This is a genomic window from Paenisporosarcina quisquiliarum, assembly GCF_027563315.1.
GTDB lineage: Bacteria > Bacillota > Bacilli > Bacillales_A > Planococcaceae > Paenisporosarcina > Paenisporosarcina quisquiliarum.
The window spans coordinates 13,203-29,222 of sequence record NZ_JAMKBJ010000015.1 but is presented as its reverse complement, the minus strand read 5'-3'; the positions used below and the strand labels follow the sequence as shown (position 1 = coordinate 29,222).

Sequence of the window (16,020 nt, the reverse complement as noted above, 5' to 3'; positions counted from 1 at the left end):
ATTACTCCCTTTCAAATACAAATGATCCAAAATCATCACGTTTAACCATGTAAAATTTATTATCTTGTGGAAAATGAACAAGCATTTCTTTCTTTTTATCTCCAAATTTATATATCTTTTCGATAAACTCTACAAACTTAATCCCATCCTCAGCATCTTGTTTATTTGGTCGATATCCAGTCTGAACCTTTCTAAGCAGTTGGTATAGTGGGAAATCAATTTCCAAATATATGTTGTCTGAATTCTCACCATTTTTATAACCCAAGACAATCGAAGTTTTGAAAGTATCAATTGACTCGTCAGTTCTCTTTGAAAGATGCTCCAAAGTTGGGCTTAAGTTTAACTTCTGAGATAATCGAAACTTTTCAGATGGATTATTAAGGTATATAAAATCCCTTTTAGGACTTCCTTTCCATTTGAAAATAGCGGATTTAATTTCTTCATAAACATTTCTAATATGTTGCAGATTGCCAATATTAAAGAAATATAAATTATTAAGATAATCTTTATAATTATGGGTGCTAATTGAAGAAGAAAATTCCTTATTAACTAAGTAATTTAATCGAACAAAAAACTCAAAAAACATATTAAAAGAGTGATTAATTAAATTATTGTCCGTTATAATTGGAACTAACCATTTGTTTGATACTTCTTCTTGAATATACTCATTAATAATAGGAGTCCAATTACTAAGCGTGTTCAAATTTACGGCTAGCTGATCAGTGTAAACGGATCTATAGTGGATGGGATCTAATTGGCTGACTGCTTCCAAAATGATCGATCTCTCTCTTCTATTAAATAAAAGGTTTGGCAGTGATTGTTCTAATACTTCAAAATCATTTAGAAGCTTTCTATTAACAACTTCATCGGGAATTAATATATCTGCTAGAAAATTTAGAAAGGCTCTCGCTGAAATTACTAATTTTTTCTTTATAATTGCTTGGATTATAAGTTGTATAATTTGTTCTTGAACAAATGAGTTTTGCATAAACTTATAATTTTCATGAACGATTGTATTAAGATGTCGATCTTCGTCTTCTTGTAAAGCTAAATAAAACGGATTATTTGAAGAAGGACTAAAAACTTTGTTAATCAAAGCAGAATAAAATGTTGATGTGGGTCCATTTACAGTAAGTTCGTATGAATGATAATCGCCAAAACTTAATAAATCGATATTTCCTCTGCTATAACTTGCAGTTATATTGTTTAAAAATAGTTCACTATTTTCGACAAATATTTTTAGATTATTATAGGTATAATTTTCATGCTTTCTATAAATAAAGTTATGCAATACACCCATATTTATTGCGAGGATTATTTTATCTGTAGAAAAGTTGATTTTCTCATCAGAAAAATTGTTCAATATTTCTTCTAGCGTTTCCATTGAGTCTTTATTTGGAGAAAAGCTTTCTGTAGCATCATTGTATATAGTGTAATTTTTTATTAACTCTGGTCTTTTTTCTTTCAGATAGGCTAATAAGTGGGATTTTCCATCTCCAACACTACCACATAATAAAATGAGATTTCCCATATTTGAATCTCTAGTGTTTAAAATATTTTCAAGATCTAATTGGATCTTACGGTCAACGTGCATGTAGTCTTTAAAAGTACTAAATTGACTTGCATTCTCAATAGCTTCTTGTGAAGAGTCCTTCAAACGAGTTAGTTCCCTCAATAAATAACTTTGATCACTTTGTAAATCCTTAGTGAGAATATTTGTTGATGTTTCTATATTTTCATTTATCTTAGCTTTAGGAAGGTCTGCTCGAACAGAACTATTACGTTTCAATTGGTTAAAATTAACTAAACCTATAAGTTCTCCAATTTGTTTTCTAACAATGTCTTCTATATTTTCTTTTGGTTTTATTTGAGGTATTTCATATAAAGGTATTTTTAATTGCTGTTCAAGAGAATAAACCTCATAAAACCATACCCCAATCTTGTACATTTCTTTATGCAGCTTAAATGCTTCTGTAATATCATTAAATTGCCCATCATGCGCAGCTTTGTTACCAGCTAAGCGGATAATATCAAAAGATCTTTGTATATCCCTCTCAAAGTAACCTTCTTTAGAGAGGAATGAAATTTTATCGTTTAACGATAGATGAAAAACCTCTAAATTCTCATGTTTAAATACTTGGGAAATAATTTCTTCTGCAAAAACTCGAGCTTTTATAATTGAACTACTTGGGTCCTCGAATATTAGATCTTCCATTTTTTTTGCAATCTGAGCTCCTATAGGGCTACTGTCTTCTAAAAAGTTTAAAAAACCTCCGTTGAAGTTCATCAATTATCAACTCCAAAATTTCATTTGTATTAATAACATTTTAACATAGGGGATTGTAAATAATAAGGAAGTTAAGTTATAATGACAAGCTAATTTTTGGGAATGCGAATAAAGGTTCGTCTTTTTCCTTGTGTTTTTTGCAAAACGGTCTTATACTATTATTAAATATTACGTACGTAAAAGGGGGCTATTACATTGGACGCGACTTTTAGTTATAATTTCCCTGCTATCCGAGGTATCCAAGCAGGAAAGGAATATTTTGTTGCTATGTGTCCACTCAGAATTATACCGAAAATATTTTTATTTGATGAAGATGAGATTCCACCGGAGCATCGCTCTCAAAGAATTCTTAACAAGGCTCGAATTCCTGAAATGACCAACTACATTGTAGATAATATAAATGATTATGTTTTTTCTTCAATTACTGCTTCTGTTGATGGTGAACTTAATTTCACTCCGTTTAATCAAGCTGCTAATTCAAAGGATTTAGGACAATTAAGGATTGCTTTAGACGCACGCTTTTTAATTAATGATGGGCAGCACCGTCGAGCAGCTATTGAGGAAGCATTAAAGTTGTCTCCAGAATTAGGGAGTGAGACAATATCTGTTGTATTTTTTCATGACGATGGGTTAAAAAAATCGCAGCAAATATTTTCCGATCTAAATAGACATGCGGTAAACACCACTTCATCAATTGGGATTTTATATGATCATCGTGATAAATTATCCATCATTACAAAAGATATAATTGCTAAGATTCCTTTATTAACAAGATACACCGATAAGGAAAGGGTTTCTTTATCTAAGAATTCCCCAAAAATATTAGCGTTGAATCATATCTATAATACTAATTTGAAGTTACTAGGTAAAAATAAGGGTGAGAATATCTCCATTAAAGATGAGGAGTTTGTGTATGATTTTTGGTCTTTATTATGTAACTCGATAATTGAATGGAATTCTGTTTTAAATAAAGAGATTAATACAAGAGAATTACGTGCTAATTATATTGTTGGACATGCGGTTTTTGTTGAAGCGTTAGGAGTGGTTGGAAAATATCTACGTGAATACCACTCAGATGATTGGACTAATTATATAAAAAAATTGTCAAAAATAGATTGGCATAGGACAAATAACTCTCTATGGTTAGGTCGTGCTTTTAATCATAATGGTCGTATACAAAAAACAAGCCAGACAATACAGTTGACGGCTATTCAAATTAAGAAGCTTATAGGTTTACCTTTAACTGACACAGAAAAGCAAAACGAAGATAAGTTTAATAAAGGAGTTGAATGAAATGAGCGCTGGATTAATTAGCGATTTATTCACAAATAAATTAAATATCGTTCAAGAAGCTAAAACTCAAATAAAAATAGCTTATAAAATGGATGATCGACCATGGGTAGTAGGATATAGTGGGGGGAAAGATTCTACTGTTGTTGTACAGTTGGTTTTTGAGGCTTTGAGTGAAATGAAAAAAGAAGAGCTTCACAAAAAAGTATATATCATCTCATCAGATACTTTGGTAGAGACACCTTTAATAATTAATTCAATAAATCAAACTTTGAGAAGAATTCAAGATGAGGCTTTAAATAGAGACTTGCCTTTTGAAACTCATAAAGTAAAACCGAAAGTAGATCAATCCTTTTGGGTAAATATTATTGGTAGAGGGTATCCCTCTCCTAACCAACAGTTCAGATGGTGTACTGACCGCTTAAAGATAGATCCAGCAAATCAGTTTGTTACGGATAAAGTTTCTTCTTTTGGAGAAGTAGTAATGGTTCTTGGAGTGCGAGAAGATGAAAGTACAACAAGAGGTAATGTGATTCGTTCCCATACTGTGGAAGGAAAACTATTTATGAAACATACTACACTTTCAAATGCATTTGTATATGCACCAATTCGTACGTTTGCATTGGATGATGTTTGGGATTACCTATTAAACCATCCCTCGCCTTGGGGAGATGACAATTTTGATTTACATCGATTATATCAAGATTCTAGTAGCGGGGAATGTCCATTAATCGTTGATAAATCTATAAAAGAAAGTGCTGGGTCTTGTGGGAACAGTCGATTTGGCTGTTGGGTGTGTACTGTTGTAAATGAAGATAAAGCACTTACTGGTTTTATACAAAGTGGCCACGATTGGATGAAACCATTGTTAGACTTCAGAAACTGGTTGGCTTCTATCCGAGATGATCGTACAAAAAGAATGAAATATCGAATGAATGGCCAAGTCTATTTTAAAGAAGTTAAAATAGAAGAAAAGGACGGGAAAAAGCAAGTTTTGATTCCCAAAAAGTCAAGCAGAGCTAAGCACTATATACCGGTTGATGAATATACAATAGTTCAGAAAAATGATCTAAAAACATATGTAGCAAACAATAATATAGATCTTAGTAATAAAATTGATCATAAAATTCTTGTGCAGTATGAAGAAGAATCTCTAGATGGCCAGATTGTCACAAAACATGCACTTTTAGGTCTAGGACCATTTAATTTAGATACAAGAAAAGAAATTTTAGAAAAATTATTAATGGCTCAAAAATATCTTCAACATCCTGACGATCCACACTACGAACTGATCAGTGTAGAAGAACTTAAGGCTATACGTAAAATATGGTTTAAAACTGGAAACTGGGAAGATTCTATACCTGCTATCTACGAGAACATTATAGGTCTCTCTTATGACTGGGAAATAGACGATCGACCACTATTTAACAAAGAACAAATATCCGATTTAGAGCTTTTATGTGATCAATACAAAATTGATCTAAAAGTTATGAAAAAACTTATCTCCATTGAAAAAGACTATGCAGGCTATAAAGTAAGACGAGGTTTAATGGAAGAAATCGGCAAGACTTTGAAACAAGACTACTTACATTTGTGAAAATGAGGTTTAACTATGATTATTAATGAGATTCAGTTAACAAATATTGGGCCATATAAAGGATTCAACCGCTTTGACCTTCGCACAGTGAACGGTAAAAATGTCATTCTCATTGGGGGCGAAAACGGAGCAGGTAAAACTACCTTGTTAAATGCAATTAAACTAGGCTTGTTTGGAGCGTATAGCTTTGGGCATAAAAATGAAAGTAATGAGTATTTTAAAAGAATAAAAAGCATGTTGAATCATCAAGCGAAGAAAGAAGAAAGTGATGATTTTAAAATAAAACTTGATTTTACTCTAATTAACAATTTCGAAAAAATTGACTACTCTTTATATCGAACATGGCATATAAAGAAAATGACTCTTAAAGAAACATACGATATTCTTGCAAATGGCAAACACTTAAGTGACTCCGAGAAAGATCTATTTCAATCACAACTTAAGGAAGTAATGCCTCCTCAGCTATTAGATTTCTGCCTATTTGACGGTGAAGAAATAGCACGAATTGTCAATAAGGATTTATTGTCTGAATACTTAAGTAAGTTATCGAGAGTTGTATTTAATTTAGATCTATTTGAGGTTCTTGAAACAGACTTGATGACATACTCAAATCAAACACTTGATTTTAACAAAATGACATCATTTGAAAAGGAATTATTCCGTTTAAATGAAGAAGAAAAACATTTAAAAGAAGAAATTAATAAAGTAACTGCTTTATTAGAGGATCTTAATAAACAAAAGCAAGAATTCAGTGAGGAATATATCTCTTTTAAACAAGACTTTGATACACATGGTGGACTAATCAAAGCTCAAAGAGATCAGATCTTAAAAGAAATAAATATATTAGAGCAGGAAAGAAAACAAAACACAGAAAAGATTAAAGAATTCGTATCTACACTTTTACCTTTCCTAATATCAAAACAATTGTTAACTAGAACAAGAAGTCAAATTGTTAATGAAGAATCTAACCATTTATTTAGACAGTTAGACCAAAAGTTATCACCAGAAAAATTAGAAGGATTGATTAGTTTGTTTTCTGATAAACTAAGCGATGAAAATATAGCTGCCAAATTAAAAATATCGTTATTGGATCTAGTTAAACCTGAAACAGTAATTAGACAAATTCATGGTGCATCATTTTCTGAAAGTAGTTTAGTTGAAAATATGTATCATTCTGTTTGTTCTAACGAGGCTATCGGTATTACTTCGATGATCAGTGAAAATAGAAAAAAGCTTGAAAATCTACAAGTTCTTCGTGGAAAACTAAAAGTAAATGATTCCACCAATGAGTTTAATTCTATGCTTAGTAATATGGAGAAACTGCAAATACAATTAGTTAATATAGATCAAAAAATAGTGAATCTTGGTTCTAAAATAACGGATTTAAGAAATAAACATAATAATCTTTCCACATCAATTGAAAAGCATCAATTAGTTATTAAAGATACGGAAAAAACTAAAAGTTCTTATCTAGAATCTCAAAAAATCATAGAATTGAGTAAAAGATTTAGAGAATTACAACTCAAGAAAAAACTTCAGGAAGTTCAAATTGAAGCATCGGTTTTGCTGAAAAAAATGTTTAGAAAGCAAAATTATATAAACTCGATTAGAATTGATCCGAAAACTTATAACGTTGTATTGCTTGATTCCCAAAGCGAAGAAATTGAAAAAACAACGTTATCTGCTGGAGAAAAAGAAATTTTAATAATTTCACTAATTGGATCTATTTTTAAGTGTTCGGGAAGAAAAGTTCCTTTCATTTTTGATTCTCTATTAGGTAGATTGGATAAAACACATAAATCAACTTTGTTAACAGAGTTTATCCCGAATTGTGGTAGACAGGCAATTATCTTATCCACTGATACTGAAATAGATGAGGTACATTATAAAATGTTGAAAAATCATATCTCTAAAGAATATATATTAGATTTTGACGTTATTAACAAAGAAACCCATATTAAGAATTATTATTTTCCTGTCATTAAAAATGAGGTGAAAATATGAATTTTCGACTTAAAACATCTAAACATACCGGAGAATTGCTAAATTCTCTTCAGAGTAGCACAAACCTAACATGGAACGTTTTGGCCCGGATTGCTATAGCACTATCAGTGAAAAATCCTGCTCAACCTCCAAAAGTAGAAGATAAAGCAGGGGTTGATATTCATCGTAATGCTTTAACGGGAGAAAATGATTACCTATTTAAAGCGATTATTAGACAACATGCCCAATCAAGTATATCTGACGAAGAATACTTTCCCGATTTGTTTAATGCTCATTTAGAACGAGGAATCATCCTCCTTGAAAATGAATATAAGCATGCAGGGAATTATGAGAAATTATTATTGAATCTATTAAAATTGGAAGAATAGGTGATGAAATGCTCTATTTAGACAATAGTGCAACTACACAAATTTTACCGGAAGTAAGAAGTGCAATGCTTCCATATTTAATGGAGGAATACGGAAACCCTTCTAGTAAATATTATTTAGTAGCTGAAAATGCTAAAAACGCTGTAAAAGACGCAAGAAATTCTATTTCCTCCTTGCTTGGTTGTACAGATCGAGAAATTATATTTACTAGTGGGTCAACTGAAAGTAATAATATGATTATTAAAGGAGTTGCAGATTATTATTCTGAAAAGGGTAATCATATTATTACCTCAAAGGTTGAACACCCTTCAGTTTTAGAGGCTTGTAAATTCTTAGAAACAAAAGGATTCGAAGTTACTTATTTAAATGTGGATAACTTCGGAAGAATTGATTTGAGTGAACTCTCCTCTATCATTACTGATAAAACTATATTGGTTTCGATAATTTGGGGTAATAATGAGTTAGGATCTTTAAATGATATGAAAACAATCTCAGAAATTTGCCTTGAAAGAGATGTATTCTTGCATACAGATGCCACGCAAGTTGTTAGTAAAGTTGCAATCGACTTAACAGAGTTTCCTGGTATTAAGTTCTTGTCATGTTCGGCTCATAAATTTCATGGACCTAAGGGAATCGGAGCGGCTTTCATACGTAAAGATCGTTATGATATATTAGCAAAAATTACCCCCCTTATGCATGGAGGGGGTCAAGAAGAGGGTTATAGAAGTGGTACATTGGCTGTCCATAATATTGTCGGTATGGGCAAAGCCGGAGAAATGTCGCAAAAGAATCTCTTAAACAACATTAAGAAATTATGTTTTTTAGAGGGGTATTTAACTACTATTCTGAATGATAAATTTAAGGGTATGCTAATATTTAATCATGATAAAGAGCATAAGATACCGGGGATATTAAGTGTTCAATTTAAGGGGATAAATAATGAAATATTAGTGAAAAAGTTAGCTCCTTTCATAGCAGCCTCTACAGGATCGGCATGTAGCTCAAGTAAACCTTCACATGTACTCGATGCAATTGGTTTGTCCATTGATCAAGTGAGAAATACAATAAGATTTTCATTATCTGCAACTATTGAAAAAGAAGACTTAAATATTTTTAATGAACTATAGATAATGACTTATGTGGAATATATGTATTTAATATATAAAGGGAGAGACGTCAGGGGAAATACTTTCAGTCGTTCTTACTTGCGCCTTTATAAACTAAGGAGAATCTGAAATGGAAGAATTAGAAACGGTATATGTGATTGAAACATTAGAAGATTTATATGTAGTGGAAGATGAAGTTTTTGAAGGGAAAGTTTTGGATGGAGTATTAGAACTAGCCACACAATTTAACTCCCGCCGAGAAGCAAATGATTTTTTAGCAGAGATGAGTGAAGCGGGAATCTCTGGAAAAATAAAGGAAGCTAAAATCTTTATTAAAGTGATGAAATAATAGTAGAAAATAAAATCATATCTTGGTTGGCTTGTCCTATTAAAGGATGGGTCTTTTTTTATTTCCAATATATATAAATTAATAATGAACTAATCTACAATAGAAAGTAAGTTAATAGAAAAGTTTGCTTGTTCAAATCGTTTAGCTTGAAGTGGTTTTATTTATGATAAATCAGATTTAAAAGGAGTTCTGTCCCTTTGGAAAAGAAAATTCACCATAAAAAAGATGCCAGTATCATTTCAGATCCGGAGGTAAGTTATTTAGAAGAAAATAAAGAAGAAATCAAAGAATATTACCCATTGATTCCACCTCATTTCCAGATTAGATTATATCAACAAAATGCAATTAAGAATTGGTTTCGTAACGATTGTCAAGGTCTATTAGAAATGGCAACGGGTACTGGAAAAACAATTACAGCTCTATCAGCTATAGCAAAATTAGGAGAGGTAACTAAACGCCTTGCTGTTATTATAGTATGTCCCTATACACATTTAGTTGACCAATGGGTTAAAGATATAATTCAATTTAATATGTCTCCGATTGTTGCTTACCGTTCAAGGAAATTATGGGAAGATGATCTAGCTAATTATGTTTCGGCATTTAATAGTGGAGTAGTCAGTCACTTTTGTTTAATTACAACTAATGCCACGTATGCCACTGCTTCAATGCAAAAAATAATTAGTTCCTTAAAAGGAGACATTGTTTTTGTTGCTGATGAAGCACATCATTTAGGTGCGGCAAAAAGCAGGAAGCATTTAAATGAAAATTTCCCCTATAGGCTTGCATTGTCTGCAACCCCTAATCGATGGTTTGATGAGGAAGGTACATCAGAATTAATTAACTATTTTGGGGGGGAAGTTGTATTTGAGTTTGGATTAGATCAAGCAATAGGACAATTTCTTACTGAATATTATTATTATCCTCACATAATCGTATTAGAGGAAGATGAGAGTGAGAAGTATTTTGAAATTACAAGAAAAATTATGAAAATGTATCCAAAAGAAGATGCTTCCAGAGATGATAATAAATCAATTGAAGGTTTATTAATTGAGCGTGCACGAGTTATTAATCATGCTAGAAAAAAGATCGGAAAATTAAAAGAAATTATGCAGGAGCATAAAGATGATAGTCATAATATCGTTTATTGTGGTGACAGTAATGTAGATGGTGAGAAGCAATTAGATACTGTTGTAAAATTACTTGGCACAGATTTAAATATGAAAGTGCATACATTTACTTCACGTGAAGATGGGAAAACCAGAAAGAATCTGTTAGAAAGATTTGAGTCAGGTGAGTTGCAGACTCTTGTAGCCATTAAATGTCTAGATGAAGGTGTAGATGTCCCGGCAACACAAAGAGCTTTTATATTAGCAAGTAGTTCAAATCCACGAGAATTCATCCAACGTAGAGGAAGAGTTCTAAGAAAACATCCAAATAAGAAATACTCTTATATACATGATTTTATTGTGATACCTAGAAACTTAGAGGATATAAAATATATTGAACAAACTTTATTTAATACTGAAAGAAATATGATAAAACGAGAATTAAATAGATTTAGTGAGTTTGCTAGTCTAGCTATAAATGGTCCGCTAGCTCACCAAAAATTAGATCAAATAAAGCATGCTTATAATTTATTAGACATATAGAGAAAATTAAAGGAGGAGTTTTGTATGAGCATGGAGAGAGAAAAAATAGAATCTTTATTAGCTGAGTTACCTGATTCTAGCGCTTTAATATTGAAAGAAATACTACAAGCAGAAAAAGAAGTCTTACATCTCAAAAATTTACAAGGGACTACAATTATTAACGATATTGTTAACATTGTAAAAGAGAGGATTAATGAATAATGTTAATTCAATACATTAAATTGAAAAATTTCAGACAATATTATCAAGAACAAACGATTGAATTCTCTAGATCAGCCAATAGAAATGTTACCGTTATACACGGTGAAAATGGATCTGGTAAAACGGCTCTTCTAAATGCTTTTAGTTGGTGTCTGTATGGATTGCATAATCTTCCAAATGAGAAAGATATCATAAATGAGCATGCAATTGCAATAGCAATAGAAGAAGTCGAAGGTTCAGTTACGATTAATTTTATTGATAGTGGAAAAGAATATACTGTAACTCGAAAGGTAAGAGCTAAAAAATCCTTACATGGTGAAATTACTTATTTTGAACCAGAAGTTCAAGTAAATTATATAGAAAAAGGTGGATTATTTAAAACAGTAAATAATCCTACTGTTGAATTAAATAGGATACTTCCTGAAGATTTAAGAACCTATTTCTTTTTTGATGGAGAAAGAATAGATAACTTATCAAAAGAAAGTGGAACTGAAGATATAAAAAAAGCAATCAAAAATATTATGGGTCTTGAAATACTTGAGAGAGCAATTACACATACAGAAAAAGCTAGGATTAGATTTAGAAGTGAGCTAAAGAAGTTTGGTAATTCTCTAATTATTAACATCATTGAAGAGCTTGATAAATTGGAAGGAAACCGCGAAGAACTAAAAGAACAAGAAATTCTTCAAAAAAGTAACTTAAGTGCATTAGATAAACAAATATTAGCAGTTGAAACCCGGTTAAAGCAAATTGAAGGAGCTAAACAATTACAATCTCAAAGAGACAATAAACAAACAGAGCTGCTTGAGACTAAACAAACGATTAAAGATATAAGAAGAAGTCTCAAAGAAAAAATGAGTAAAATCGGTTATATTGCATTTAGCTACTCAGCTACTCAAAAAGCGGATACAATTATCAAAAAAAATAGTGCCGGAGATGTATTTACAGGTGTTAGTAGTGTATTTATAGAGGAACTCATTTCTAAAGGTCAATGTATCTGTGGGAGTTCACTAACATCAAATTCCATACATTTAGACCATCTAAAACTCCTAAAAGATAGATTAAATCTTAATAATTACCAAAATAATATTTATGAAATGGTAGGCAATTTAAAAGTCATTAAAGAACGAAAGATAAATCTTATTTCTGAATTAAAAAGATTGAAGAAAAATGAAATTACTGAAATACAAAAGGTAAATATGTTGTCAGAAGAACTTGACGAAATAAGCTCAAAGCTAACAGGGAAAGAGTCTGAAGAAATTGTTCAATTAGAAAATAAAAGAGTGGCACTAGTAAATCAAAAAAGTTTGGTTGAAAGACGATTAGGCGTTATAGAAAATGATTTAGAGACCGTTCTAAAAAATATCAATGAAAAAACCACTGAACAGAAAAAGTATCAAATACTTGAAGAAAAAGGGCTATTGACCCAAAAACGCATGGATGCATTGCAGCAGCTCGAGATTGTGATGCAAGAGATCCTAAAAGTACGGGAAAAACTTGTTAAATCACAATTACAAGAGAGAATAACGAAAGTCTACTCTCAGTTTTTAAGAAAAGGTTATGACGTTCAGCTTGCAGATAACTATGAATTGAATGTCTTAAATGAAAACAAAAATATAGTTGGAATGTCCCAAGGAGAAAGACAGATTACTAGCCTATCTTTCATAGGGGCAATAGTTGACATAGCGCGAGAACACTATAAAGATCAAAAAGTTGATTTTGATGAAGGAGGTATATATCCTCTGGTAATGGATTCTCCATTTGGAGCTCTCGATTCGGATCATCGAGAAAGAATTGCAAATGGAATTTATAAACTTGCTGATCAAGTCGTTGTAATAGTTTCTTCCTCTCAATGGAAAGGAGAAGTTAGTGAGCATTTAAAAGATTATATTGGAAAAGAATATAAACTTCTTTACAATGATCCACGACAAAATAAAGTAAGACCTTATGAATATACCGAAGTTGTAGAGGTGGTTAGTACAAATGTCTAATAGAAGAATTAAACGACCTAAGAATCAAGAGGACGGTTATAAAACACTCATAGATTCAGAAGAATTTGGGGTTTTTTTAACATACAAAGATGTTTTTATGACTTCTGGAGCCCTTGGGTTTATGGAACAAAAAAGAATGAAATTCTCAAGTTCTGCGGAAGGAATTCCTTGGAGTGTTTTCACATTAGATACAGATGAGACTATAATTAATGCAATAGCGTTAGCAGAGACGGAAGATATCTCCATTCTTAGAGATGATCCAGATTCGTTTGATAAAAAGATGCAAATTTTTGAAGAATATGCAGCGGGTGGTTTTGAGATACTTTATAACCTTGTGACTGATAATCCAAAGGTTGCATTAACTTCGTTATTTGACTTTATTATGAGTATGGAAGATGAAGTGAATGATAAAGACAGAAATTTAAGAGGTATAGCAGATATGCTATCATTTTAAGCATTAAACAATTGAAATAATTAGAGAGGGATGTAACTTGAATGGATATCCTAGATATTGTGAATTCTCATCTTAAGGATCGAGAGTTACTCGTAGAAGATAAACTTCATGATATTGTAACTAAACTAAATGGTGGAGACAGTCTTGAACAGTTATCCAGTTTATATAAAGTAGAACCCGCTATAATAAAAAATTATCTTAAAAAAGAAAACTACTATCTTGATCCGAATTCCAATAAATGGTTAAAGGGTAATCTGAAAACAGAAGTTGGAGATTATATCACTACTGAACAGATAAGTACTATTCCATATAAATTATTCTACGGAAGTAATTTAACTTTTATAGCGCAACAAACTAACGTAACTATAACTACTTTAAAAGAATCACTAAAAAGGTTTAACTATAAAAAACGGTGGACTTATACTTATAATGCTAATAATCAATCCATAATACACCCGGATGTATTAAAGATTGTACATTTAATTAATTCAAAGAAATATAGTCTTGAAGATGTAGCGGAACATTTAAAAACTGATGTAAATGAATTGAAGGAAACGCTTAAAGCAGCTAACTTTCGAAAGGTGTGGACTTTAGAATCGAATGTAGAAGCTTCAACAATCGAGACAAATATTGAAGGATTAAAAATTGTAAGAGATTTAGATACAGGAACACTGGAATATATAATAACTAGTGGAACTAAGTTTTACACTAGTCTTCAAGTAAATACTATTTTAGGAATTAATTCAAACTACTATTTTAATTTGTCATCAAATAGATTTACAATGAATAAACATTTTTTACAACTTAATAAAGAATTTGCAAATAAAATAAATCTAGCAATTCCTTCACTCAACGCTACGCAGTTTGAAATGTTATATAGTGAATTCGGTTTAAAATTATTAGCAGAATTAAGCAATCGGAACGGCAATTTTATCCAATTTAGAGAATTGGAATACCAAAAACGTGACCATCAAATCGAAAATCAAAATAGTATAACTAATAACCAGATCAAAAATGATGAAATGATAAAAAATGAAAATGGAAATATTATTAAACATGCGACGGATAAACTCCAAAATGTTTCATATAAACAACATACTCCATTAGAGAAAGTTATAAAAGATGTAGAATCTTTAGAAAAGATAGTAAATAGGTTGAATAATGGAGAATCTCTGTATGATGTATCTAATGAATTTGTAATAAACAGAAAATTGAGAGTGCCATTTGTTACAAATTTACAGGCTAGATTAGAATACGAGGGATATCTTTATAACAAGGAAATGAAAAAGTGGATTAATAGTATTAAAACTGAAAAAGAGTTAAAGAATACAAAAAAAATTGACACTTCTAAAAAAGAATTAAATATTGAGGAGATAATAAGTTTTCTTAATAAGGAGAATTCATTTGTAAAGGTAGTAGACACATTTGGCATAAAAAATTCAGAGTTAAGACTTCTATTAAAAAGTAAAGGTTACAAATATGATGGCTTCTTTAAGTTATGGACAAGAAAAGATAGAAACGAATTACTAAAAAAAGTGTCTGAAGATTTAAAAGAAGGAGTACAAACACTCGCTGAGTTAGAACAAAGAGGGGTAAACACATCCGCTCTAACAAAAGAAATTCAACACCATTCAGTAATGAATCAAATTAATGAAAAAATAAATAAAAATAACAATGAAATTGAAAATGATAATGTCGATAATATATCAAGTGATGTAACAACTTCTTTGTCTAAATGTAAAAATGAAAAAGATGTAATTAAAAATGATGAGCACAATGAAAATAATAGCAAGAATCAACAAGTATTTGATGTAGAAGAAACAAAATTATTACGTCAAATGCTATTAGAATGGAAAGCTGAAAAAAGTAGTAAAGCAATAAAAAATGATTTTAATTTAGAGGTAACTTTTAGATTAAATAATAAAATACTTAAACAAATTGATAATTACTCTGAAGAGAATATGATAAGTAAATCGATGGTCTTAGAAGAAGCTTTAATACAATTTTTTGGGAATGAAAAGTTGTTAAATAATGAAAATGGGCATATAAAGATGAGTGAAAAAGATGATAGAATTAACCAAGAGAAAAATCTAAAAATCGAAAAAGAATTAGTCATTAATAATACAGCTAATCCTAATAATTGGGATTTAGCGAAAGGGAATTTTCTTATTTCATCGATATTAAATGGAACTCGTGAAGGACGAACGCTAAAATCCATTATAGAAGATGTATCCAATGAAATTGGGATTTCAGCCACTGCTTGTCAATCATATTGGAGTAATAAGGTTCCGGAAAAATATAAAGAAGAATTTTATGCCATCAAGCTAGATCAAGAATTGAACTGGTCAGATGAAGACATGAAAATACTAAATGATCTAATATTTGTAGAGTTTGCTCATCTTACACCATATGAAGTACTACCCATAGCAAGTAACAGATTGAAACGCCACATAGATGTGGTAAGAAAGAAATTGTTTGAATTACAAAGATCAAAGAGATTAAAAAATAATTAATGTTTTCCCTTTAATTATGACCATAGCCCTTTTCTAGTGGATTTGGAAGGGTTACCATCTGACTTCATTCATTATAAAAGACCTTTCCTTCCTTTGTACAAAATTAGGTTAATCCTTAGGATAAGGACCGACAGGAGTTTTGAACGTCCTCTCACCGAACGGTACGAACCGTTAGGTGAGAGGACGGGAGTAATACTTCCTTCCTACTCGA

At 31.0% G+C, this 16,020-nt stretch carries 12 protein-coding genes; 11 read left to right on the top strand and 1 reads right to left on the bottom strand.

From position 1 onward, the window contains the following. Window position 1 precedes the first annotated feature (1 nt). On the bottom strand, window positions 2-2,287 hold the full coding sequence (gene dptF / locus M9R32_RS14035; RefSeq protein ID WP_269927376.1) for a DNA phosphorothioation-dependent restriction protein DptF: 2,286 nt from the start codon (window positions 2,285-2,287) through the stop codon (window positions 2-4). Window positions 2,288-2,482: 195 nt separating this feature from the next. Between dptF and dndB the strand changes: the two genes are divergently transcribed. The 11 genes from dndB (at window position 2,483) to M9R32_RS13980 (ending at window position 15,809) form a co-directional block, all read left to right on the top strand. Continuing rightward, window positions 2,483-3,580 (top strand): DNA sulfur modification protein DndB, encoded by a 1,098-nt coding sequence (gene dndB, locus M9R32_RS14030; protein WP_269927375.1) that lies wholly within the window; start codon window positions 2,483-2,485, stop codon window positions 3,578-3,580. 1 nt (window position 3,581) lies between these two features. Then, window positions 3,582-5,174, top strand: a complete 1,593-nt coding sequence (dndC, locus tag M9R32_RS14025; RefSeq protein ID WP_269927374.1) for a DNA phosphorothioation system sulfurtransferase DndC — start codon at window positions 3,582-3,584, stop codon at window positions 5,172-5,174. Between the two features lie 15 nt (window positions 5,175-5,189). Continuing rightward, window positions 5,190-7,178 carry a DNA sulfur modification protein DndD gene (gene dndD, locus M9R32_RS14020; RefSeq protein WP_269927373.1) on the top strand — a complete coding sequence of 663 codons (1,989 nt, stop codon included), beginning with the start codon at window positions 5,190-5,192 and terminating at the stop codon, window positions 7,176-7,178. Then, window positions 7,175-7,546: a DndE family protein gene (locus tag M9R32_RS14015; protein WP_269927372.1), complete on the top strand. Its 372-nt coding sequence runs from the start codon at window positions 7,175-7,177 to the stop codon at window positions 7,544-7,546. Before dndD ends, M9R32_RS14015 begins: the two co-directional genes overlap by 4 nt. An 8-nt stretch (window positions 7,547-7,554) precedes the next feature. Continuing rightward, window positions 7,555-8,673, top strand: coding sequence for a cysteine desulfurase family protein (locus M9R32_RS14010; protein ID WP_269927371.1), 1,119 nt, complete (start codon window positions 7,555-7,557; stop codon window positions 8,671-8,673). A gap of 109 nt (window positions 8,674-8,782) precedes the next feature. Beyond that, window positions 8,783-9,001 (top strand): hypothetical protein, encoded by a 219-nt coding sequence (locus M9R32_RS14005; protein WP_269927370.1) that lies wholly within the window; start codon window positions 8,783-8,785, stop codon window positions 8,999-9,001. 197 nt (window positions 9,002-9,198) lie between these two features. Beyond that, entirely contained in the window at window positions 9,199-10,650 is a 1,452-nt protein-coding gene (locus tag M9R32_RS14000) for a DEAD/DEAH box helicase family protein (RefSeq protein ID WP_269927369.1), read from the top strand. A gap of 24 nt (window positions 10,651-10,674) precedes the next feature. Further along, the gene (locus tag M9R32_RS13995; RefSeq protein ID WP_269927368.1) at window positions 10,675-10,851 is read left to right on the top strand and encodes a hypothetical protein; all 177 of its coding nucleotides are present in this window, start codon (window positions 10,675-10,677) and stop codon (window positions 10,849-10,851) included. Next, window positions 10,851-12,842, top strand: a complete 1,992-nt coding sequence (locus M9R32_RS13990; protein WP_269927367.1) for an AAA family ATPase — start codon at window positions 10,851-10,853, stop codon at window positions 12,840-12,842. The genes M9R32_RS13995 and M9R32_RS13990 overlap by 1 nt, the downstream gene beginning before the upstream one ends. Continuing rightward, entirely contained in the window at window positions 12,835-13,296 is a 462-nt protein-coding gene (locus tag M9R32_RS13985) for a DNA phosphorothioation-associated protein 4 (protein WP_269927366.1), read from the top strand. Before M9R32_RS13990 ends, M9R32_RS13985 begins: the two co-directional genes overlap by 8 nt. Window positions 13,297-13,337: 41 nt before the next feature. Further along, window positions 13,338-15,809, top strand: a complete 2,472-nt coding sequence (locus M9R32_RS13980; RefSeq protein WP_269927365.1) for a hypothetical protein — start codon at window positions 13,338-13,340, stop codon at window positions 15,807-15,809. Window positions 15,810-16,020: the final 211 nt, after the last annotated feature.

Bases quoted from the DNA above. Each gene is read 5' to 3' on its own strand.
- M9R32_RS13990 (WP_269927367.1), top strand. From the start codon at position 10,851: ATGTTAATTCAATACATTAAATTGAAAAATTTCAGACAATATTATCAA.
- M9R32_RS13995 (WP_269927368.1), top strand. From the start codon at position 10,675: ATGAGCATGGAGAGAGAAAAAATAGAATCTTTATTAGCTGAGTTACCT.
- M9R32_RS14015 (WP_269927372.1), top strand. From the start codon at position 7,175: ATGAATTTTCGACTTAAAACATCTAAACATACCGGAGAATTGCTAAAT.
- dndD (WP_269927373.1), top strand. From the start codon at position 5,190: ATGATTATTAATGAGATTCAGTTAACAAATATTGGGCCATATAAAGGA.
- dptF (WP_269927376.1), bottom strand. From the start codon at position 2,287: ATGAACTTCAACGGAGGTTTTTTAAACTTTTTAGAAGACAGTAGCCCT.
- M9R32_RS14010 (WP_269927371.1), top strand. From the start codon at position 7,555: ATGCTCTATTTAGACAATAGTGCAACTACACAAATTTTACCGGAAGTA.
- M9R32_RS13985 (WP_269927366.1), top strand. From the start codon at position 12,835: ATGTCTAATAGAAGAATTAAACGACCTAAGAATCAAGAGGACGGTTAT.
- M9R32_RS13980 (WP_269927365.1), top strand. From the start codon at position 13,338: ATGGATATCCTAGATATTGTGAATTCTCATCTTAAGGATCGAGAGTTA.
- M9R32_RS14005 (WP_269927370.1), top strand. From the start codon at position 8,783: ATGGAAGAATTAGAAACGGTATATGTGATTGAAACATTAGAAGATTTA.
- dndC (WP_269927374.1), top strand. From the start codon at position 3,582: ATGAGCGCTGGATTAATTAGCGATTTATTCACAAATAAATTAAATATC.